The organism is Priestia sp. FSL H7-0729 (assembly GCF_038005685.1).
In the GTDB taxonomy this organism is placed as follows: domain Bacteria; phylum Bacillota; class Bacilli; order Paenibacillales; family Paenibacillaceae; genus Paenibacillus.
In genome coordinates this window covers 397,207-417,575 of record NZ_JBBOTQ010000001.1, presented here as the reverse complement: position 1 = coordinate 417,575, position 20,369 = coordinate 397,207, and the positions used below count along the sequence as shown (strand labels likewise).

21 protein-coding genes and 1 pseudogene are annotated in these 20,369 nt (G+C 42.2%); 11 read left to right on the top strand and 11 right to left on the bottom strand.

Annotation, left to right across the window (positions count from 1 at the left end; all coding sequences use genetic code 11):
• The first annotated feature begins 299 nt into the window (after window positions 1–299).
• Both MHH93_RS01870 and MHH93_RS01865 read left to right on the top strand, forming a co-directional pair.
• On the top strand, window positions 300–1,259 hold the full coding sequence (locus MHH93_RS01870; protein ID WP_500052509.1) for a poly(ethylene terephthalate) hydrolase family protein: 960 nt from the start codon (window positions 300–302) through the stop codon (window positions 1,257–1,259).
• Between the two features lie 511 nt (window positions 1,260–1,770).
• The gene (locus tag MHH93_RS01865) at window positions 1,771–2,379 is read left to right on the top strand and encodes a nitronate monooxygenase (RefSeq protein ID WP_500052508.1); all 609 of its coding nucleotides are present in this window, start codon (window positions 1,771–1,773) and stop codon (window positions 2,377–2,379) included.
• 235 nt (window positions 2,380–2,614) lie between these two features.
• Here MHH93_RS01865 and MHH93_RS01860 read toward each other — a convergent pair whose 3' ends face one another.
• The 3 genes from MHH93_RS01860 to MHH93_RS01850 form a co-directional block, all read right to left on the bottom strand.
• Window positions 2,615–2,833, bottom strand: a complete 219-nt coding sequence (locus MHH93_RS01860; RefSeq protein ID WP_500053298.1) for a helix-turn-helix domain-containing protein — start codon at window positions 2,831–2,833, stop codon at window positions 2,615–2,617.
• A complete protein-coding gene (locus MHH93_RS01855; protein WP_500052507.1) occupies window positions 2,809–2,973 on the bottom strand; it encodes an AraC family ligand binding domain-containing protein in 165 nt (54 codons plus the stop codon). Before MHH93_RS01855 ends, MHH93_RS01860 begins: the two co-directional genes overlap by 25 nt.
• A gap of 405 nt (window positions 2,974–3,378) precedes the next feature.
• The gene (locus MHH93_RS01850) at window positions 3,379–3,504 is read right to left on the bottom strand and encodes a hypothetical protein (RefSeq protein ID WP_500052506.1); all 126 of its coding nucleotides are present in this window, start codon (window positions 3,502–3,504) and stop codon (window positions 3,379–3,381) included.
• 166 nt (window positions 3,505–3,670) lie between these two features.
• On the opposite strand from MHH93_RS01850, the gene MHH93_RS01845 reads away from it, so the two are divergent.
• The 4 genes from MHH93_RS01845 (at window position 3,671) to MHH93_RS01830 (ending at window position 6,202) form a co-directional block, all read left to right on the top strand.
• Window positions 3,671–3,949 carry a hypothetical protein gene (locus MHH93_RS01845; RefSeq protein ID WP_500052505.1) on the top strand — a complete coding sequence of 93 codons (279 nt, stop codon included), beginning with the start codon at window positions 3,671–3,673 and terminating at the stop codon, window positions 3,947–3,949.
• Window positions 3,912–4,145, top strand: coding sequence for a hypothetical protein (locus MHH93_RS01840; RefSeq protein WP_500052504.1), 234 nt, complete (start codon window positions 3,912–3,914; stop codon window positions 4,143–4,145). Before MHH93_RS01845 ends, MHH93_RS01840 begins: the two co-directional genes overlap by 38 nt.
• Window positions 4,146–4,322: 177 nt before the next feature.
• The gene (locus MHH93_RS01835) at window positions 4,323–5,792 is read left to right on the top strand and encodes a sigma-70 family RNA polymerase sigma factor (RefSeq protein ID WP_500052503.1); all 1,470 of its coding nucleotides are present in this window, start codon (window positions 4,323–4,325) and stop codon (window positions 5,790–5,792) included.
• Entirely contained in the window at window positions 5,756–6,202 is a 447-nt protein-coding gene (locus MHH93_RS01830; protein WP_500052501.1) for a hypothetical protein, read from the top strand. Before MHH93_RS01835 ends, MHH93_RS01830 begins: the two co-directional genes overlap by 37 nt.
• A gap of 217 nt (window positions 6,203–6,419) precedes the next feature.
• Here the strand turns inward: MHH93_RS01830 and MHH93_RS01825 are convergent, their stop codons facing one another.
• The gene (locus MHH93_RS01825) at window positions 6,420–7,172 is read right to left on the bottom strand and encodes a hypothetical protein (RefSeq protein ID WP_500052499.1); all 753 of its coding nucleotides are present in this window, start codon (window positions 7,170–7,172) and stop codon (window positions 6,420–6,422) included.
• 353 nt (window positions 7,173–7,525) lie between these two features.
• Between MHH93_RS01825 and MHH93_RS01820 the strand changes: the two genes are divergently transcribed.
• The 5 genes and pseudogenes from MHH93_RS01820 to MHH93_RS01800 all read left to right on the top strand — a co-directional run.
• Window positions 7,526–7,654: a hypothetical protein gene (locus tag MHH93_RS01820; protein WP_500052498.1), complete on the top strand. Its 129-nt coding sequence runs from the start codon at window positions 7,526–7,528 to the stop codon at window positions 7,652–7,654.
• 559 nt (window positions 7,655–8,213) lie between these two features.
• Window positions 8,214–9,083 carry an abortive infection system antitoxin AbiGi family protein gene (locus MHH93_RS01815; RefSeq protein WP_500052497.1) on the top strand — a complete coding sequence of 290 codons (870 nt, stop codon included), beginning with the start codon at window positions 8,214–8,216 and terminating at the stop codon, window positions 9,081–9,083.
• Between the two features lie 3 nt (window positions 9,084–9,086).
• Window positions 9,087–10,277: an abortive infection system toxin AbiGii family protein gene (locus tag MHH93_RS01810; RefSeq protein ID WP_500052496.1), complete on the top strand. Its 1,191-nt coding sequence runs from the start codon at window positions 9,087–9,089 to the stop codon at window positions 10,275–10,277.
• Window positions 10,278–10,378: 101 nt separating this feature from the next.
• Window positions 10,379–10,555, top strand: a complete 177-nt coding sequence (locus MHH93_RS01805; RefSeq protein WP_500052495.1) for a MarR family transcriptional regulator — start codon at window positions 10,379–10,381, stop codon at window positions 10,553–10,555.
• Between the two features lie 56 nt (window positions 10,556–10,611).
• Window positions 10,612–10,920, top strand: a pseudogene (locus MHH93_RS01800) (transposase); the annotation flags it as partial.
• A gap of 928 nt (window positions 10,921–11,848) precedes the next feature.
• Here MHH93_RS01800 and MHH93_RS01795 read toward each other — a convergent pair.
• The 7 genes from MHH93_RS01795 to MHH93_RS01765 all read right to left on the bottom strand — a co-directional run bounded on the left by MHH93_RS01795 (window position 11,849) and on the right by MHH93_RS01765 (window position 20,369).
• On the bottom strand, window positions 11,849–12,247 hold the full coding sequence (locus MHH93_RS01795) for an RDD family protein (RefSeq protein WP_500052493.1): 399 nt from the start codon (window positions 12,245–12,247) through the stop codon (window positions 11,849–11,851).
• Between the two features lie 328 nt (window positions 12,248–12,575).
• Window positions 12,576–13,019 (bottom strand): hypothetical protein, encoded by a 444-nt coding sequence (locus tag MHH93_RS01790; RefSeq protein WP_500052492.1) that lies wholly within the window; start codon window positions 13,017–13,019, stop codon window positions 12,576–12,578.
• A 396-nt stretch (window positions 13,020–13,415) separates the two neighbouring features.
• Complete coding sequence (locus MHH93_RS01785; protein WP_500052491.1) at window positions 13,416–15,923, bottom strand: WG repeat-containing protein; 2,508 nt, start codon at window positions 15,921–15,923, stop codon at window positions 13,416–13,418.
• Window positions 15,924–16,084: 161 nt separating this feature from the next.
• Complete coding sequence (locus MHH93_RS01780) at window positions 16,085–17,491, bottom strand: hypothetical protein (protein ID WP_500052490.1); 1,407 nt, start codon at window positions 17,489–17,491, stop codon at window positions 16,085–16,087.
• Between the two features lie 13 nt (window positions 17,492–17,504).
• Window positions 17,505–18,047, bottom strand: a complete 543-nt coding sequence (locus MHH93_RS01775; RefSeq protein ID WP_500052488.1) for a sigma-70 family RNA polymerase sigma factor — start codon at window positions 18,045–18,047, stop codon at window positions 17,505–17,507.
• 224 nt (window positions 18,048–18,271) lie between these two features.
• The gene (locus MHH93_RS01770; protein WP_500052487.1) at window positions 18,272–18,550 is read right to left on the bottom strand and encodes a hypothetical protein; all 279 of its coding nucleotides are present in this window, start codon (window positions 18,548–18,550) and stop codon (window positions 18,272–18,274) included.
• Window positions 18,537–20,369: a hypothetical protein gene (locus MHH93_RS01765; protein ID WP_500052485.1), complete on the bottom strand. Its 1,833-nt coding sequence runs from the start codon at window positions 20,367–20,369 to the stop codon at window positions 18,537–18,539. The genes MHH93_RS01770 and MHH93_RS01765 overlap by 14 nt, the downstream gene beginning before the upstream one ends.

The window sequence follows — 20,369 nt, the reverse complement described above, 5'->3', positions numbered from 1 at the left end:
CAGCACCTTGAGGTGAACAACGAAGGTTCACTCTTCCTCGTTTATTTTCAGTTTATACACTCGTGGTAATGTGAGTCCAGTGAAGAACAATTCATCTACCAGCGAATGCTTTGAATGTTCAAATATGCATCAGCTTGCTCATTCAGACTAATTAAAGATGGAGGTGCAGCAATAATATTAAAATGATCACTTGCTTGTAGATTAGGGTCTCAAAATCATGTAAATGTTATTATGACCCTGATTCCATAAAACGAAGCATAGGAATAGAACAATTAGGGAAATGGTTGAGGTGAAGTTTTATGAGAATAATTAAAAGAGTTTTATTAAGTGTAGTTGCAATCGTAATTGTTGTTATTGTAGGACTTCTTGCGATTTTTGCGTATCGCAGTGCAAATTATTATAAATTAGTGGAGACGGATAAGCCCATTGAAGCACAATATACAGCACTTGGGCCATACAAGGTTTCCTATCAGGAATTCGACTCAGAGAATGCTGCCTTTAAGAAAAATGAGATTTGGTATCCATCCGACATGAACAAAAGTGAATCTCCACTCCCCCTTGTCATCATGGCTAATGGTACGGGAATTACGGCTTCCAAATACAAAGCGGTTTTTAAACATTTGGCTTCCTGGGGGTTTATTGTAGTGGGTAATGAGGATGAAAATTCAAGAACTGGTGCATCTTCATCAGCTAGTCTTAACTTTATGCTAAGTTTAAATAAGGATCGCACCAGTGATTTTTATGGAAAGATCGATGTAGACAACATTGGAATTGGGGGACATTCCCAAGGCGGCGTAGGAACGATTAATGCTGTAACCAAACAGGACAACGGCAACTATTACAAAGCCATGTATACAGCAAGCACGACGTCAAGCTTCTGGGGACAGGAAGGCCAATTGGGAACGGATTGGAGTTATGACGTATCAAAGGTCCATATTCCCACTTTCATGGTTGCTGGTACAGGATCTTTTGATGCGGGAACTGCCGAAGATATCATGGCAACAGAAGGGCAAGGTATTACTCCGCTTTGGTCACTTCAGAAAAATTATGCCGATATTCCCCATACAGTAACCAAAGTTATGGCAAGACGTGTCAACACGGATCACGGTGATATGCTCACGCATGCTGACGGATATATGACAGCGTGGTTCATGTATTGGCTGAAAGCTGATGTACAAGCGGGAAATGTATTCTTTGGTGACGATGCAGAGATACTTACGAATGCGAACTGGCAAGATGTTACGAGAAGTCCGCAATAGCTACATGAAGCGATTTTTTTTAAGAAGATCCCATTTTCCAAGAGGACACTGAAAAAGTCTCTTATAAAAAAGCTAAAAAAACGAGCCTCTAGAATCACTTCTAGGGCTCGTTTTGCGTTCCGTAAATCATATTTGACTCCCTAAAGTTTTGGGTCATAGGCATCATCACATCAGTTTATTTTCAGTTTATTCAGATCAGATATATTACTTAAGGAAAATAGGACACAATTTGTGTTAATCAAACCTGGAGGAATATGGGGAGGAGTGAGTATTGAAAACATTAAAAATTTGTCTGTTCGTCCTCGGACTATTGGTTCTCAGTTTTATCATTGTGAAGTGCATTCAAGTTGGAATACTTGTTCAATTTAAGAGTATTTTTAATGGCACAATAGAACCGAACGTCAATTAAACGGGAGTTGATTTTGCGTCATCTTATTGCAATTTCATTGGAAAGGAAGAGGAATGGGGGGTACTGGGACCCAATGCAGGACAAACCCTGAATCCCAGCAGTTTGGAAGAATATGCTGAGAATATACGAAACGAGATTCGTAAAGTGAAGCAGTTGACGAATAAAAGCTTTGCGGTAAATTATATGTTTCCTTTGGATGAGAGTGGTACTAATCCGTTTACTACCTTGCTTTTCAATATTTTAGTCGAAGAAGAGGTGAAATATGTTGTCGCCATTGGTAATCAGATGATTCCAAGCGAAATGGAAAAATTAAAAAAACAAGGGATAACGGTTCTATATCGACCGATCACACCTACCGTTCAAAACACCATGGAAGCTGAAAAACATGGAGCCGACGCAGTTATTGTCACTGGTAGTGAAGCAGGCGGGCATATTAGTCAGTTCAATGTTAGTCTGTTTACGCTGTTACCCCAAGTGACTTCAGTTGTCGGTTTACCAGTGGTTGCTGCCGGAGGAATTATTGATGGACGAGGAGCTAAGGCAGCCTTTGCGATGGGAGCCCAAGGGGTATATATGGGAACAAGATTCATTGCAACCGTGGAAAATCCGGCGAGTCGTGCTGCTAAACAGGCGATTATCGAGGTTCACAGCGAAGAATTGCTCGAACTCGAAGGGGTTCATGAACGAACCATTCCAACGCCAGAGGCGTAAAAGCATAACAACTCATTCAAGAGGGGAAAGCTCAAGAAGCGGTTCCTTACCATAAAAACGGATATAAAGAGGTACTCCTACTGGGGGACTTGGAACAAGGGACCATTAGCGTTTCTCCATCAGCAGGGGGAATTCAAGAAATTCTGACTTGTCAGGAAGTTGTAGATGAGATTGTTAACCATATTAGTCATTCATGAGAGCCATTGTAATCAATGGTACTCTGGTTATTGTTCATTCATTTTAGATGTTTACTCACATTGTTCTTGAAATCTCGTGGTATCATGCCGTAAATAGCCTGGAACACCCGATTGAACGTAAGCTGTCTATCGAATCCTGCATTTATCCACACCGTTGTTAGAGACGCATTTGTGGTACGAATTAACATGGAAGCATACTCAACCCGAAGCATCGATAGATAGTTTTGCAGGTTCATCTTGAATCGCTTGGAGAAGATACGAAATTCCCAGTTATTTCGTAACGGTGAACCATATCAGGAAATATCATTGTTGCGTCACCTTCGTGCAAATCATATGTTTGATCATTCACTTCAATCCGTTGAGATCCTGAAATGACATAGAATTTCAAGATATCCATGCATATGTGGAGGGAAAGAATTCTCCTTCAAATTCCGGATAACCGATAATTCATCCTTACGAATCTCAAAAAAAGGTAACATCCGTCTTAACCTCCAGTGCAATTTTGGGCTAGTTTTATATTCTTTCAAATAGATGGAGGAGCAGGACATGCGAAAGAGTAAAACGTTTATCTATGTTGCAACTACAAAATCTTTAACAGAGCGTGTAAGCGAAGGGCACCAAAGCTTAATTCTGCAGGTGAGAAATACACTAGGACTTGTCATTGGAGTCCATAAGTGAACGATTGCATTATACGCCGAACTATCTTACCGAAAATACGCGCGAAGGAGGAAATCTTATTAATCTATGTCGTGGGACAAGAACATGTTCCCATTGAAGTCACTATTATAGCGGCTTTTTTATTTTATCGGAACAAGTTCTTGTCCCAAGCCAAGGACAAGAACTTGTTCCGATTATCGATTAGGCGTATATCTAAGCCTGCACGGCGAATCAATTCAATCGCTGTTCTGCCCTTGAGCGTTAACTGCATCTTCTTCCCCTGCAGCGTAATGTAACGAGGTAGAATCGCTTGGGGGCAGAAGTACAGAGTATCAGGAAGCAGATCATGGCGATTCCACATCTATACGTTCTGGACAGCAGAAAAACCGGGTACAGAGCATTACGTTACATCCTTCGAGCAGCGAGGGGGATCGGTCATGAAGGGGCCAGTGAAGACATGGCTTGGTGCCATTATTGCATTAGGCATGATTGCACTACTTATCGGATCGATCTTTAAAGGGAATCGCATTGAACAAGAACAGCGCTGCGGAACGCTAACGATCGTCAAATCCAAAATGACCAATGTAGAGCTGGAGTCGCAGAAGGAAGGACAACCCAATATTAGTACGTTAGCTTATATCATTAAGGTCAAATTAGTGGATGGACAATGGAAGCTTGATGATTTGGGTGTACGTTCAAGGGCGTGGAACCCATGAGGATATTGCGAAAGAAATCCATGTCGCTCGCGCTATCGACTACCGGGGGATCGAACGGGGAAAGGACTGTGTGTTCTCCAATACCCATACCGGGCTGGTAGACTGCTTCATTGGGATGAAGGAGCTTCAGCAGGAACACGCCAAGAGTGACGTCCTCTTTGGCACCCGTGCTTGCCGCATGCGGGTGGTCACTTGATCGGTCAGTTCCAGAAAAATGTTACATTAATTAAATCCAAACCCCAGAGTTAGCTGTCTATATAACAGGAGGTGAACGACAATGATCGATGCACAGCAACAAATCAACGCCGCACAAAACGGAGATCACGATGCTTTCGTTTCTCTTATAAAGGATCGAACGGATAAGCTGCACCGAGTGGCTCGCCATTATGTACGGGAGTCCAAAGATGCGGAGGATATCGTTCAGGATGCCCTGGTTAAGGCTTATGAGTCACTGCACACGCTGCAGCAACCCGAAGCCTTTGAGAGCTGGCTTACCAGAATTGTGGTGAACCAGGCGCTCAATTATTTGGAGAAATCCAAGCGTGTTCACCTGAGCGATGACCCGCAGGTTCACGAGCACGCGGCCGTTAATGATATTGATCAAACCCTGGATCTGGAGCGTGCATTGGCCAGTCTGAATCCAAAGCTGCGTCAGCTCCTATTCTTAAAGTATAAGAAGGACCTGACCCAGCAGCAAATCGCCCATCTCCTGGATATGTCATTAGGTACTGTAAAAACACAATTACGGAAGGGGCTGGAACATTTGCGCAACGAAATGGCTCAAGATTTTCTCGAACGAGACCTGGATACATTACGCCTGCAGTTAAGACAACAAGTAGAGCACCAGTTTGCGGTTTCACCGGATTATGATCTGATCGTCAATGACTATCAAGAGAATACCATGAGGGGAAAAGGAAAAGGTGAAGCGGGATTTTTGTGGATTAAATCTGGGAGTGATGACGCCGTTTCTGCTACTCTCTCCAAGGACGGCAACTTGATAGACTATTCCATTTCCTGGGCCTCATTGGACAACGAGACACGGCTATCTGAGGAGAAGCTCAAACAGCAGGCAGAACAATTCCTGGAAGATCATTATCCCGGCGCACTGCGTGATTTTCCGTATTGTGCGATGGAGTGGATGGAAGGGATGTTTGGGTACACACGACAGCAGAAGGCGATGGGGCTGCCGCTTCCTGAGACGGGATGCCTGATTATGGTTCACCCCAGCGGTCGCGTGCTCGGATTTAGGTACTACGGAACCGTTCCAGGGCCGGCACTCCCAACCATGATCACATCAGAAGAGGAACAGATGGCGTGTATGAAGTCGAATTTTTTGCTACATGTGGAATATTGCGTATTGGACAAAGCCGTGTACACGGATGGTGATGATCAGGTCCATCTTGTTTACGCCCCCCGAAGTAGAGGACTAATTTATACTGCATCATCACAAGAGGAAGTTCCAACAGCCTATAGGGCAGAAGTTGTCCCCTTTGACCCAAGAACTCTGGACGAGTGGGCAGGTGAGTTCCCGATCGCACGAAGCCTAGAAGAGTTGATCGGCGTAGACAACGACCAATTTCAGTTAGTACAAGACGACAATATTGGCTCGAACACCAAGTTGATGGTGTGGAAGCAACAGAATGAAGAGCGTCCAGCCAAGAATGTCCGGTCTTGGAAGGTCTATTGGGCTGATCAGATGGAGGGAGCGGTCAAGGCGCGAGTAGACAGCCAAACCGGACAACTGATTGACTTTGTTTCGCATGGTAAGCCAGATCAACTAGCTCCATTAACCTGGGATCGAGACGCATGTATAGAAGTAGCTATGGACTATTCCGAGGACTAGCAGCCGAAATGTTGCCGTATCTCAAGCGTCTAACTGAAGAGACCGACGACGAAGATCGTTTGGAAATCATTCGCTTTGGTGTATATGTTCAAGACGTATCTGTCAGGGATGAATGCTATCAACTAGCTGTTGACCGCTCTAATGGGAGGGTAAAAAGTTTGATGTCCCCCTCCATAAGGCCAGAACAGTTAAAGAAGCTGGAGACCGTGCCTTCATTTGATTACCAGACAGCCATCCTCCGATGGACGGCACAGGCCAAGCTGCGTCTGCAATGGGAACGGATGCACAATGCTAGGGCGGAAGAGGCCCCGTACGAACTAGTGTATCGAATGATTGGTAGCGAGCACGAGCGGACGCCCGAAGTGCTTGATGCGCATACGGGGAAGTTATATGAAAATACTTTTTACTGAATAACAAAAAGATGGTCAGAGGAAGCAAACCATATATGGAATTTATTAAACTCCAAAATCAGTTGAAGCATATGTTAGTCCTTGTTGCGAAGGTGAGGAAGAGGAACTTACCTAAGAAGGAACAATGTTCTTGTAGTAAAATAATACTCGAAACGGAATAAAAAAAGGTGACTGCATATACGCAATCACCTTTTTTTAATGAAGATCAGCAACTATATTACCCTTGAATCCAATCCATAGTAACGATAGAGGATTTGCTTGGCTCTAGCATAGATGCTCCACCTAAATAAGTATCCCCGAAGATTCCTTTTTGATAAACTTGACAGAAAGTTGACTTGTAGACGGGATATCCAACTACAATTCCAGTTTTTTGACCTGGAATGTTCATTGGAACCATAACTGATGTAGAAACGCCCACTGATTCGTTAAGTGATCGTCCGAACTCTGCCGCCACAAACTCTTTCACTCCAACGCTTAGGGAGGTTTGTACCTCAACAGCAACGTTCTCATTTGCGGAGACTGTGATTTCTACCCCATTGCAACTTTGTCCTTTTGCCTTTGTGCAAAAGTGCTTTGCTCTTGCGATTTCAGTCCATCCATCGATATATTGAGGTGTTCCTTTTGTAAGTTTAAACCCAAAAATATTCTGAGGGTTAACAGATTCATTATCCTCTTGCAAGAATTCTCTTGAGCCGCGCGGGTCAGTATTAACAACGCGAATCGTTTGTAACTTCGCACCTTCTGACGGCTTTTCAATACCGTACTTGGAAATGATTTCATCTTGGTTTTCTTCTGTCACTTCAATGACTTCGTTTTCCTTTATCGGTACACCATTAAGATAAACGTAACCGCTTTCGATTTTACCTGAGTCAACTGGAATTACTTGTGTCTCAGATGCGCTTGCAAACGAATAAACTGATACAGATAAAGCCATGATTGATGCCAACATGAGTGATAACTTCTTTTTCAAAGAATTATTTCTCCTTTAGTATTATATACTAATTATATCCAATAACCCAAAAGGGATCAACCTATATTTGTAAATTAAATATATAATATGGATTATTGTTCACGTCTTCTATTACAAGCTGTTAATTACTGATGTATGATGAGAGAAAAGAGATATTTGAAGACAATTTGTATTACCCATTAGATAAAGACCTTGACATTGATTTAGTGAGTCCATTGGCAAAAAAACATTTGATTCAAATGATTCAAGATAGAAAAATTCTGAAAAGTCACCAACTTAAACTTGAAGACATGACTCATCTGATATCCCACGACAGGAGCGTAAAGGAGTGAAGTGTACATGAAAGGGCATGGATGGGGATCAGGTCACGGCTGGCGGACCGGTACAATGCCGATGAGATTATGCTGGCTACGGTATCGCCGGATTTTGGACATAAATGCCGGATGTATGAGCTGCTCGCTGAGGTAATGAGGCAGGCGTGAGCCTTTCTTTGCTGGCTGCGTACGGACTTTGGACATAGGACTTTTCTGCCGAAACGGTTTAACCTCCGGCTGGAATCGATAGCTGCATAACCATTTTTTTGGGGGAAGATGTGTTGAAAGTAAACGTTCGGATTGGCATGAGGCGGACAAGGCCTATGTTCCAGCTGTGGATCGGCCAGTCTGGTCCGTTCGTAGGGCGTTCTCACCACGAGCTAACGTATCTCCAACTCAAAGGGGGTGTCTCAAGCAGCCATTTCATGGCTTTTGAGACACCCCCTTCTTATTTAACTTCCAATTATATTGATCTGTAAGTAACCATTGAAAGTGAAGGATTGCATTCAGCGTTGGTAAGGGTACAGGCAGAGGTAACTAGATACCAAATAGGATATTTAAAATTACGTATGAGGATTTTCATTTAATGCAAAGCCAAGGGGAATAACTTTCTCATAGAGATAAAAAGAATTCTTGTATTCATGCCTTATCGCAATTCATAAGGTATAATTTTATTGTAATGATTCTTTGATTTAGCAGTAAAACACAACATCTATAGGAGACTCTTATGACCACTGAACAGTATAGTGATATTTTATTGGACTCGGTTCCAGAGGTGACTCAGGTTAACTACACTTACAGACAAAGTGCGAATGTACTTTTCAATTTCATGCCTAAACTTGAATACCTAAAAAGTAAATTAAGCAAAAAAGCATTGATTCCGAGATTTTATGAGGAAAACATTGCTTATTTGGATTTGTCACATATGGACAAAGTGGCATTTCCGATGGTCTGCTTCTGTGATATTCATCTAAACAAATTAACGTACCATATGGGAGGCTCAAATAGCTCTGATGGATATGGGCGATACGGAATTGGTATGAGCAAGACGTGGGGCATCCAAGAAGGTGTTCAGCCGATTAGTTATATGAATAGTTCATCTGCTTTACTCTCTGACTTTAAAATAGCATTCAAGCACGCTATGGAACAAATGAATGATGGTACCGGGGATGAAATTCTTCAAAATCAATTGTTAACACACTTGCTTTTTATCAAACCCTTAAACGGAGAAATGGCTAAGCAAAGAGGCACTTCTTTTGAACACATATCTAAGAATTTTCATGATGAGAGGGAATGGAGATTCGTCCCTAATTTTAGTGATGTAGATACAGATTTAAGTTTATTAATCCCACAAAACGTTCTGGTGAATAACCTGAACAACTTGGTATGTAACGCTTATTCAGAAGGCATTGAGCAAAAAGAAGAACTGTGGTTGAAGTTTGAATATGAGAAGATTGAATATCTCATTGTGGATACAGTTGAAGATCGAGATAATATAATTCATTTCATCATGGATGAATTACACACTGATCATGCCACAAAATATATTCTAATCTCTAAAATTATGGTGTTTACTCAATTAGAGAAGGATTGGTGAAGCATGTTTTCTAACTTTAAAGAATCATTTAAAAAATCGGATGGTAATGTCATCCCAAAAGAAATTGTTGAGTCTCTCAATAAAAGGTTACCTGATGGCCTAATATACAAGCGTGTAGCTAAAGACCTCGTAGTAGCAGTTCCTAGCGAGGGTAGGGAGATGCAGTTGTCCGCGAAGGTAAAAATCCCTGAAAATCTAAAAATCTACGAACCGGAGCAGCTCTATGATATTCTCTACAGAACACAAACTGAACTTAAAATTGATAAAAATGTTCCAGTGAAAATAAATGGAATCGATATAGCTTTAGATGAAGCTGCATTAGCTCCCCTAATTGCAAGCAAGAATACTGAATTCTTCCTACAGCCAAGGCCATTCCCGTCACCTTATGAACTTGAGTTTTCTGGAAATGGGCACACTAGAACATTAACTATGCAAAGGCAGCCCCTAGCTGATCTAAATAAAACTTTGATAAAGAATATAGACGATGACGCTTTGCAGGTATCCATGACAGTAATTGAGGATACAGAAACACTTCAATTTTCCTTTAATTTCAATCTCCAAAATGTTGATACTATCGATGAAGTATTAAGTGTTTTATTAGTATATCAGGCATTTATTCAGGGGGACGGACAGGTTATTGGTATGAACTTACCCTCAGCTCCAATCAGCGACGTAGAGAAAGAGACATTGAATGATCTATTAACTTTCTGGAGCAAGATGAGTAACGTTGAGAAAAAGTTAGGTATCCAATTTCCATTAGATCTGCCATTAAGTGATGAGGAAGACATATGGTTAATGAAACTGTACGCATCCTTTGTTAAGGAAGAGCCATTTAGAGAGAATATAGAGTATACTTCGATTTCATTTGATCCTCCTGAGAATATTGATAAAGAACGGTTAATTAGTCAATCGGCTGGTTTTACGTTTTTGCAGCCTGAGAATATCAACCTACTTGGGGTAGATCTGGAACTGTTTGCAGTGATGGGCGTATATGATTTGCGTATTACAGATATAATCCCCAGTAAAACAGAGCAAGGAAAGTGGGAATGTATAGTTGAGAATAGGTCTGATCAAAAGAGCTTCAGGTCGATGATATACCTTAAGTCGTATGAAGAGGCTTTGGAGTTTCAAAAGAACATAAAAGCGCTTCATGAGGCTCGAGATTTGTTTAGCATATTTGAAGAAGATAAATAACTTTAAATTATACTGTGATGTGTAGATCCAATTGGTCGATTCTTTCATTAGGGATAAGATCGGTCCAATCCATTGGTTCAGAAGTAAAGCCGGTACCGTAGGTGGAGGTTGTTAATTATGAAGAATCAGCCTCAAAGGCAGTCGACAAACTGAAGGAACTTCTAAAAACACATCCAGGAATTAAGCAATATGAATTGGCCAAAATGTTAGGGGTATCCAAACCGCGAGTGTCACAACTACTTAAGAAGATCCGAGCAAAAGATAATATGAATTATTAAGAATGCCAGTTAACCTATATACACCCACGGAGGAGAAAATCATGAATAAAGAACATATTTCTAATGTCACGAACAAGATTGTACCTCTCATTAAAGAGTGGCAGAACCGGCCTCTGCAGGCATCTACGCCATCGTCTATTTGGATGCCATTCACTTCAAAGTGAAGCAAGATGGAGCCATTCAACAAAGCTGCCTACATGGTCATTAGCATGGATCTGAACGGTAATAAGGACGTGCTGGGCATGTGGATCGGGGAGAATGAATCCTCCAAGTTCTGGCTGAGCTTGTTAAATGAACTTAAAAATCGTGGAGTGGGGGACATCCTCATCATCTGTGTAGATAATCTCTCCGGGTTCTCTCAAGCCAAAATTATTGACAGACCCAACAGTTGCGGGACGACTTAACTACCGTTAGAAGTCGGAACTTCTTAGGAAGCACCATATTCGGCCAAGTGATCCCCGCAGTTCCTGCGGTTCGGTGTTCGTTACACGGAAGCGGTCAGACTAATTTGGAGCAGGCCCCCTCAGCTCGAATATCATCATCACATTGGAGATCTCACTCCAAAACCATCAACATTGCATCACTCAATTAATGTAACTAAGAAAATCGGATGAAGGGATTGAGTTTCCTAAAATTTGTGCCTATGCTTATGCTTATGTTTTTTGGAGGAAATCTATTTTAAAGGAGGAACATTTCTATGGCTACAATTCTTTAAGAACAACCTTGATTTCTGATGCCGAACCACTAATTATCAGGGATCTTCTGGAGTATTTTTCTGATCAGGTCGTCAATTATCAAATGAAGATTCTCCAAAGGCTTGATGCGAGGATACTTTCCTGGATTCTTGAAAAACTAGTCATGCAGTTCAGTGGAAATTTCTTCTGTGCTTGGTTAGAGATTGCAGAGAAGAGGAGTAAAGAAATTAGCGTACCATCATGGCAGGAAATTAAGAACATGAGAGATCAGTCTTTTCCCAGTGTTGCTTTTAAATACAATTTTGATGAGAACAGCTCTTCCAGCAGCATTGAGTATTATCATTTAAGTAAAAATAACCCGATACTTAATAAATTCAAATGTCCTTATCAGCATGAAAGTGCTACACACCACAAAAAGTTGCGATGTGTAGTATTGACATAAAGTCGCCAACTAAATGTCCTAGAGAAGAAAAGAGAGATAAATTCTCTAGGAGATTTACATATGTACAAAATACGAGTTTTGTGAAACAGTACTAATGATTTAAAAGCTGCACAGTGATTTTAACCCTGTACAGCCAATTCCTTATAATCTCCTGGATTAATCCCAGACTACTTCTGTTCCTGCTATAAAGTCGTGAATCGCACGTCGATCTTCACGCATACCGACCATAAAAGCGCTCACGATTACTCCGATACCCAAAGTTATTACATACACAAGTCCAGCCACAACAACTCGCATTAGCATTGTACCAATTTTGGGCGGTTCGTGTGTATCGTAGCTACGGATTCGAATTCCACATATACGTTTTCCAATGGTTCGACCATACCAGTAAACTGGTAATAAAATTGAGTATAACGCACTAAGTAGTTTCGCAATCGGCTCATCCGCATCAAAGTTGCCGGTAAGAACACCCGCAATAATCACTAAAGGAATTGAAATAATAAGACTATCCAGAATGCTTGCTCCTAATCTAATCCAAAAACCTGCTTTATACAAAATACTTTCCTCCAAACTACAATTTTAAACTAAGCGGCTAAATTTCTTCATAAACTCCCTTCATTAGAAAACATCTAAATTTATGTACACAACTCAAATAGTATAACAGAAAATTTTACCTATTTACGGTATAACTCCTATTTTTCTCATTTATCTTTGTGAATTTTATTACAAACTAATGAATTTCATAATTGATGTCGTCCATTCACTTTTTACACTTCAATAATCCCCTTTTTATTTTTGTAGCTTCTGCTTCGTAATAACACAATAATAATTATGTAAACTTAGTAAGGATACCTAACAGAAGTTAAGTCCTATTCTGTTCATTCTACATCTGCCCTCTTCGCCAAATCTTAAACTCCACAATAGCATAAACTACACCGGCGATGGCAAAGATCCAGACAGATGTCATTGGGTTGAGTTGATATCCATTTACGAAATATGGACTGTACATTTGATCAAAAATCCACAACCCTCCCCATCCAAAACCACACATATATATGATAGTTCTCACTGCAAGAAAGCGCACATATTTACGCAACAACCATGTGATTGGGCTCAAAATTACAACATAAAAAGCCAATATATAGTGACCGAATCCCAGGATGAGCGACAAGATATATATCAGAACTCCAAGATTACGCAAGCCATAATACTCTGTTGTTGTTATTTGGTACCCTTCAATCCTTTCAAGAACAATGAGTGCTGTAAAAAAAATCCCGATAAATAATAGTCCTAATACCACAAATCGTTGAATCGCGTTCACCAACATCAGATCCCCCCCAATGTCTAAACGCATCAAGAAGCGCTCAAGTTACATGATTTCGAACAAATAACACAAAGACTCGTCTACTTTTGTTCTTTTAGAGCCTCCAGCGCGATCTGTTTGCCGCCCCATCCCTCTGGATCAGAAATACCGTGCTTAAACTTGAGAATGACTGGTGAAGTATTTACATTCTCGCCAAGCAAAAGAAAGTGTTGTTGGAAAAATTGTTTTTCACTTGTATAGATAAATATGACTTTTCTGTTCTAAAACCCCCGTAATAACTTTCATTTAGTATAGATAAATATGTGAATTGACTACTTATTACATAAGCAGTAAAAGCCGCCATCGTTGATGGCGACAAAGTTCAATCGATCGTGGTTGGTCATGCAATTAGAATGACACTCACATATGGAATGCTTTCCAGAACGAACCTTCTGTATTAATGATATCCTTGATCTGGACAAAAGGAATCGTAAACGTTGGAAATCCCGCCGCATAAGGTGCGATATCATATGGATTGAAGTAGAGATGCAGCGCATCCGCTGTGACAAAAAACGGCTGATCCGCACTAATACCCTTGTAAGTGTCCGGAAACACATACGAGTATTGAGGATCATTTTTGATCTGATCCCCCACAATCTGGCTTAACACTTTTACGTAGTCACTATTTGGCTTAAATAAATCCTTCAGCTCATACAACTGGCCATTCGTCAGGTTAATGATGGCATAGATCATGGTAGGCATACCATGCGCCGCACCCGCTGGATAGTTATAACCTGTGAGTTGCAGCTGCAACAATTGCTGCTGATAGAACGTGATATCAAAATCTCCTGTATACGTGTAATCAAGCTGCTGATCGGCAGGGATCGGTTTAACCTGTGAGAGCTCCTTCAACTTGGCATTCAGCGCAAGCTGCTCCGCTTGGTTCATTAATCCCTCCACTTGCGGATAATATACGAGATAGTCCCTGTTCGGTTTGTACTTCTCTTCACGTACACGATACGGCGTATGAAGTGGAACGATTGTATTTTGCCGCCAGATGATCTGCCCTGCCCGGTTCACATAAGATAAGCGTTGGTCTACATAGGCCTTAATCAGATCTGGTGCCACGACCTCCAGCGTACCCGAACCTTCTACATGAGGATACCCAGCGGCAGGTCTTCCACTCAGATCCAGCAGATAGGTCTGTCTTCCGTCCGAAGCAGATGCCAGACCGTTTGTATAATTGCCTACATCGCGATAAATGAACTCCGTAAGCCTTCTACCATTAATCTCTGCAATCGCGTATACAGAGCCAATATAAGGCTGCTCCGGATTAATGGCTTGCCCCAACGCATAACGATGCTCTCCTAATTCGCGAATATCATTATACGCGGGTTGAATAATAAATGATCCTTGCGTATTAATGACCCCATAGTTCGATTTGTAGTCCTCCGCTGTATTGACAATCGCTTGCCCGCCGCTAAAAGGAAATGCAGATGAAAATTTGGGCTGAATGCGAATATTACCCCGTTCGTCGATGTATCCATATTTGCCCGAAGCCTCTTTTTGAAAAGCAAGCAGTCCATCCCCCAGTGGTCCCACATAGGCATATGGATAAGTCGCGAGTCGATGTCCATTGCGATTAATAAGCGCATATTCATTGTCTTTGATCTGCACAACCGCTTTGCCATCTTGAAAATCATTCCCTGACGTGAACTGTGCCGGAATCACCTCAGTTCCCGAGGCATCCAGATAACCATAGAGACTCACCGAGCCACCTGTCTGACCAGGGTTTGAATTGTAAAACAACGCGCGGCCGTCCTTCATATTCGAGATATACGGGTAAGCCCGTTTGGTCAGGACTGTACCTTGTTCATTAATCATCTTAAATCCTTGAGAATCAATCGTTATCGCCCGTTCTTCGGAAAAGGAATTGATGGAATCGTATACAGGTTGAACGACATACTGCCCTTGAAGATTAATTACGCCAGCATGACCATCCTTCACAACCACAGCCAATCCATTGGGCTGGAACGCTTGCGCGTCATCCAGAACCGGCTCAAGCCGAATGTGACCTTGGGCATCCATATACCCCCAACGCGTCCCATTCGTGGTTCGAACGGAGATGGGATATAACCATGTCGTTACACGGGCATGGCTTATAGGGACCATCGCCTGCTTAATTTTCTTTTCCAACCCCTGTAGCACCTCTCTGGAAGGATACGCTTCCGGGAAACTGAGTGCCTTCTGAACTGAAACGAGTGCTGCCGGATATTGACCTGCATTGTACTGAGCATCTGCAAGGTAATACCAGTAGAAGATATAATCAGGATATTGCTCGGTTAGTTGCTCGTAATATTGCACCACTTTGGGATAATATGCTGCATATACGTCCGGTGCAGGAACCCATTTTCCATTCTGCCATCGGATAATCTCTACACGATAGGCTTCACCTGTATCATGTATCCAGAGTGCGATCTCCACCATGCCATCTCGGCCATGCGAACCAGGCATATCTATAATCTCTGCATAGCTATAATATAGATCGTCAGGCGCCAGATCTTTGAGCCCTGATTCAGTCCACTCATATACGGCAAGCTTAGACCAAATCGATCCAATCCGCCAACCGATGATGAGATTGTTCCTTGCCGTTGAAGTTACAGGAGCTGCTGTCATTAAAGTCACCCCATACCCCAATCCCTTAATTAGAGCCATCTTGATCCAATGTCCTTGAACAAATTTCAGGATGAGCAAATACAGCTCACCATTCAACTGGTAAACTGCCGCAATCTCCGGCATACCGTCACCGGTAAGATCTGCCGCATAGATCGCTGGATGTTGAACAGGTTTATCAATAGTGACGACCGTTGCACCAGCCGGTATATGTTGATTCACAATCTGCGTTAACAGCGGTTCGCTCATGGACATCTCAGTTTCCTCCCTTATGACCGCATTCGCCTAATGGTATGCGTCATAAATTGGGATATGACATGTAATTCATTTTATATAAGTTGAACTAAAGAATATTAACACTTACCACTCCGATGACAAAACAACCTTCAGATCACTGTTATCCACTTTTTAATTATTTATCTATCTTGCAAAGTCACTTTCTTTCCATTGATTATCAGGTAGCTCACATCGTTCACCGGAATGGTCTTAGGGGATATCCACTTGATGAGATCCTGATCCAACTGAAGGAAACCTGATGCGCCAGACAACTCTGTACCGTCCTTCAAGTATACTTTAATACTCAGATCTTCCATCCGAAAATTGCTCAACGCCTCTCCTTTAAGTGTGACACCAACCGAGGAGAGTGTTACATTTGCCTGTAAGCCTCCATTTGCATCAAGCTGAATGTTTCCCGTCTTACTCGAAGTGTTTTGACTCAAGTTAAAGGTCGTTTTCCAATCTCCCTGCACAACTTCACTAATACTTGTAAAGCTACCTTGAAGTCTCAGTGTATCTAATTTATCTACAGCGGACAGATCATAAACAAACTCCTTATAATCTCCTCCATATCTAACCCCGTCTTTCATGTAATGTCCATAGCTAATAGAGTATTCAGGTATATCTAACTTTTGACCTTGCTCATCCGTGAAGTAAAAATATCCATGATTATACTCGCCTATCCTATTATCGGGATTAATCTGAATGTGGAACTTGCCATCCACGAATCCCATATTGGAGATATGCATCCAATCAATACCGGAAACGTGGACATTCGTGACATCCTGATGCAGGACAGGAATTGGATCAGTATCCAATTGAATATCAGTTTTACCTCCCGAGCCGCTTATGCGATCTCGATCCAGGATTTCATAGCTATTGATTTTCTTTTCTTGTAGCAACTGCTCCCAGTCCACTTGTACGTTGTAACCATCTTGAAGAGATGTACCCGACATCAGCGTATTAATCTGAACTGTAATTCGGTTCTTGGTGACTTTTCCTTGAATGAGGAATCGAACAATAGCCGTTTTCTCCGCATCATCATAATGAATAATCTGAGCGTTGTTTGCATTACCTCCGCTTACCCTGTAATCATAAACATCCAGTGTCTTGTCAATACGATGACCCGTCAGATCCGACAATGAAACATAGATTTCCGTTGTATCTCCGTCCCTGACAGCACCTATAACCTCCATTCGAATCCCTTGATCTTCACTCACGTGGTGAACAGGCTGAAGAATACCAATTCGATCTGCACCTATAAAATGAAGAACAGAAGACAGATCAATGATTCCAACTGATGCAGCTGCCCCTGTAACCAGACATAAAGATAACGCACCGGTTATAGGAATATAGATGGCTTTGCGATACTTTCTCCTCCTATTTATGGACTTCTCGGTCTGTGCGGATGGGTATAAAATGGGTGCATATAAAGATGAACCTGATCTCGTCGTGGTTCTTGGCTCATTTAGCGCCAATTTGTCATAGAATAACTTCTTAATATTTATGAGGTTCTGCTCAGTGAATTTTTCTTCGGATTTTCGCATTTAATCGCCTCCTTTATTTCCTGTTCATCCACCATGATCTCAATCGTTGCCTGGAGCGATAAAGCTTGTTATGGACTTGCCTAACGTGCAGGGACAATGCTTCCGATATTTCATGGGGTTTCTGTCCTTCGTAAAACCGTCGCTTCATAATTTCCCGTTCCGGTTCTGGAAAAGATTCAATCATGTGATTAAGTTCCGTATATGTCTCTTTACTGATCATCTGAACCAACAAATCCTCCGTTTGCACCAAATGAATCTCTTCTTCATATGTAAGCTCAGATCTTCGCTTAAGTTTCCTGTAGCGATCAATTGCTTTATGTTTGGTGATCAATGCAAGGTAATTTTTCAGGCTACTTCGCCCAGATTGGAACGCATCCGGATTCTGCCAGAAAGCAAAAAATGTATCTGCAACGCATTCTTCAATCTCTTCTGTCGATGCATGATGTAGGATGGAATGAGCAATCTTCCATAACAAACCTGCATAATGATTCATCACCCATTCCATAGCCTCCGGATCACGATTCGCCACTGCCTTTCGTATTTGTTCTTCTTCCACGATTATTTATTCCTCCCTTCCATGCTCATATGAGTCACGAATGTTCGTGTTGATCCTTGATTCATACCTATATTCGTTTGGCAAATAACTTTTACTTACTCCACGATAAAAAAAGATTTGCAGTGACCTTGTGGCCTTCTGCAAATCTTCTTATTTCTATACTATATCTTATTCATTACATCAGATCGCTTCATGCGCCTTCGCTTCGCGGTTACTAACCAATATTATGCCTCTTCTTGTACACTAAGCTGTACATATTGGGTGAGACGACAATATTGAAACAGCAGCAGCTCTTCATTACCTTGCCCAAGAGCCACGCTACGCCCTTCCTTGATAACGTGATTCAACAACTCATGCTGGAAACTCATCTGCAACCGCAAGGATTCCACTGCGAGCTGCTCAAGTACTTCAATATCGCGGATTGCAAACTGGGATACACCACGCAGTAAAAGCTCTTCTGACCAGCCACTAATACGCTGCATGAACTGATTATATTCTTCCAAGTCTCCCCATCCTTCCATTCCCGATATCCAATTTCAGACTGAGCACCGTCTGACCCTTCAGGAAACTGATCGGGCTAATGCGTTTGGGTTCCACCCGCACAAAGGCATAGAAGTGTTCAAGGGATTGGGAACCATATCCTGACTCCAGTCTTTGGATCATCGTCTGCCAATCTGTTGAATACGGGAGAGTGAGAGTCAGTAGTTCTCCATCGGTACTCTCAACCTTTAGGACAAGATCTTGCGTTTGTTTGACAAAGCTATGGTCCACCATTCGGGCAACTTTGATCACAGCCAGTCGTTCTCTAGGCGCAGTGAATAAGGCGAATGTTCGCGATTCCTCTTGAAGTACAGACGATACATTTTGCATGGTTCTGCCCATATTTAACGTTTCCACACTCGTTCGTGGCAAAATCGCAAGTTTGGCACCTTCCCCGGAAGAGATCCGGCGTTCTTCATTCACTTTAACTGAATGGAATTGAACTTCTTCACCCACAAACTGGCGAAAGGTCAGATGAGGCAGCCATGGTGTGAATGCACCATAATGCTCTGTATATGAGAACTGCTGGTCATCATAATACACAGCACGTACATCACTATAGGTGTAGATTTCCTCATCATCGAAACAATAGAAATAATAGGTGATACCGCGGAAACCGGATCGTGTCTCCCATGCATCGGCTCCCAGTCCATATAGATGGAGTGAAGGCACTGTATAGTATTTACTTCGAAAACTGCCAATGAGCTGACTCTGTTGAATGGTTGATACTTGTTTCTCTTCAAGGACCTGGAGTGCAAGATACAGCTTGCTTACCCGATCCAGTATGGATTGCATGGAGAAACGTATATGTCTGTTGAAAAACAACTGTAGTTCGCCTTGTATCCCTCGTAGACTGCGTTCTATGTCAGGCAGGTTGCCACTATGAGCTGCAATTGCTAAAGTCTCCAGTTGTGCCATATAGGACTGCGGAAGACGGGCCAGTCCCGTCTTCAACAATCCTGCCAGCATCATGCGACATTCCTGCACCGTCTGCAGAGAGAACTTGGCTTCGTACACCCGTCCACTTAGTACCCCCGTATCCTCCAGCCCTTTTAGTGCTCGATATCGTAGCAGAGCTTCCAGCTTGGCCATCTTTCCAGCTGTCTGCGGTACCTTACATAACGCTTTTGCAAGACTAGCTTCCTCGGTAAAAGACACCTCAATATTCTGGGCTGTCAGATGTACCGTAAGAAGTGAATCTTCAATGATCTTAATTTCTTCTGGGTACCTTAGTCGGAAAACAACTTCCTCTATCATGTAAGAACTATATGGTTTAATGAGTAGTGTTAGATCAGACTCCGTCATCCAGCGGAAGCGCGAATCGATCTCACGAGGCACCCCAGGCGGAACTTTACCGGGATCGTCCATGTTTGATACTTCGTTTGACACTGAGTCTGTTACGGATATGTCTTTTGATACGTCCAACGAATCATTCTCAGAAATTCCTAATTCCTTATCCGGCATTTCCTTCTCATCTGCACTCATCGAACCCTCTGAAGAATGTTCCCGTTGATCATATAGTATGGCGATCAGCACATGCTTGCAGATATGCTCTGACGGACAGGAACAATCCCAATGATCCAGCGTATTCTCAAGCGTACAGCGTGTACCATCACTTAACTCGCAGCTCACAGATGATGCATTCCATGTGTACGTTACACTTACACCATTGTCCAACTCTTTTAAAGACCTTTTGTACAGTCCCTTGTTAGCGTACCGGATTAGATAATCCTCTGTGCACAGCTTCGAAAAAATCCGGAATTTCTCCTTGAATGCATTCAC

Bases quoted from the DNA above. Each gene is read 5' to 3' on its own strand.
- MHH93_RS01785 (WP_500052491.1), bottom strand. From the start codon at position 15,923: ATGTCCATGAGCGAACCGCTGTTAACGCAGATTGTGAATCAACATATA.
- MHH93_RS01780 (WP_500052490.1), bottom strand. From the start codon at position 17,491: ATGCGAAAATCCGAAGAAAAATTCACTGAGCAGAACCTCATAAATATT.
- MHH93_RS01870 (WP_500052509.1), top strand. From the start codon at position 300: ATGAGAATAATTAAAAGAGTTTTATTAAGTGTAGTTGCAATCGTAATT.
- MHH93_RS01810 (WP_500052496.1), top strand. From the start codon at position 9,087: ATGTTTTCTAACTTTAAAGAATCATTTAAAAAATCGGATGGTAATGTC.
- MHH93_RS01855 (WP_500052507.1), bottom strand. From the start codon at position 2,973: ATGGATATCTTGAAATTCTATGTCATTTCAGGATCTCAACGGATTGAA.
- MHH93_RS01840 (WP_500052504.1), top strand. From the start codon at position 3,912: ATGATTTGGGTGTACGTTCAAGGGCGTGGAACCCATGAGGATATTGCG.
- MHH93_RS01815 (WP_500052497.1), top strand. From the start codon at position 8,214: ATGACCACTGAACAGTATAGTGATATTTTATTGGACTCGGTTCCAGAG.
- MHH93_RS01820 (WP_500052498.1), top strand. From the start codon at position 7,526: ATGGGGATCAGGTCACGGCTGGCGGACCGGTACAATGCCGATGAGATT.
- MHH93_RS01850 (WP_500052506.1), bottom strand. From the start codon at position 3,504: ATGCAGTTAACGCTCAAGGGCAGAACAGCGATTGAATTGATTCGCCGT.
- MHH93_RS01790 (WP_500052492.1), bottom strand. From the start codon at position 13,019: ATGTTGGTGAACGCGATTCAACGATTTGTGGTATTAGGACTATTATTT.
- MHH93_RS01830 (WP_500052501.1), top strand. From the start codon at position 5,756: ATGTATAGAAGTAGCTATGGACTATTCCGAGGACTAGCAGCCGAAATG.
- MHH93_RS01845 (WP_500052505.1), top strand. From the start codon at position 3,671: ATGAAGGGGCCAGTGAAGACATGGCTTGGTGCCATTATTGCATTAGGC.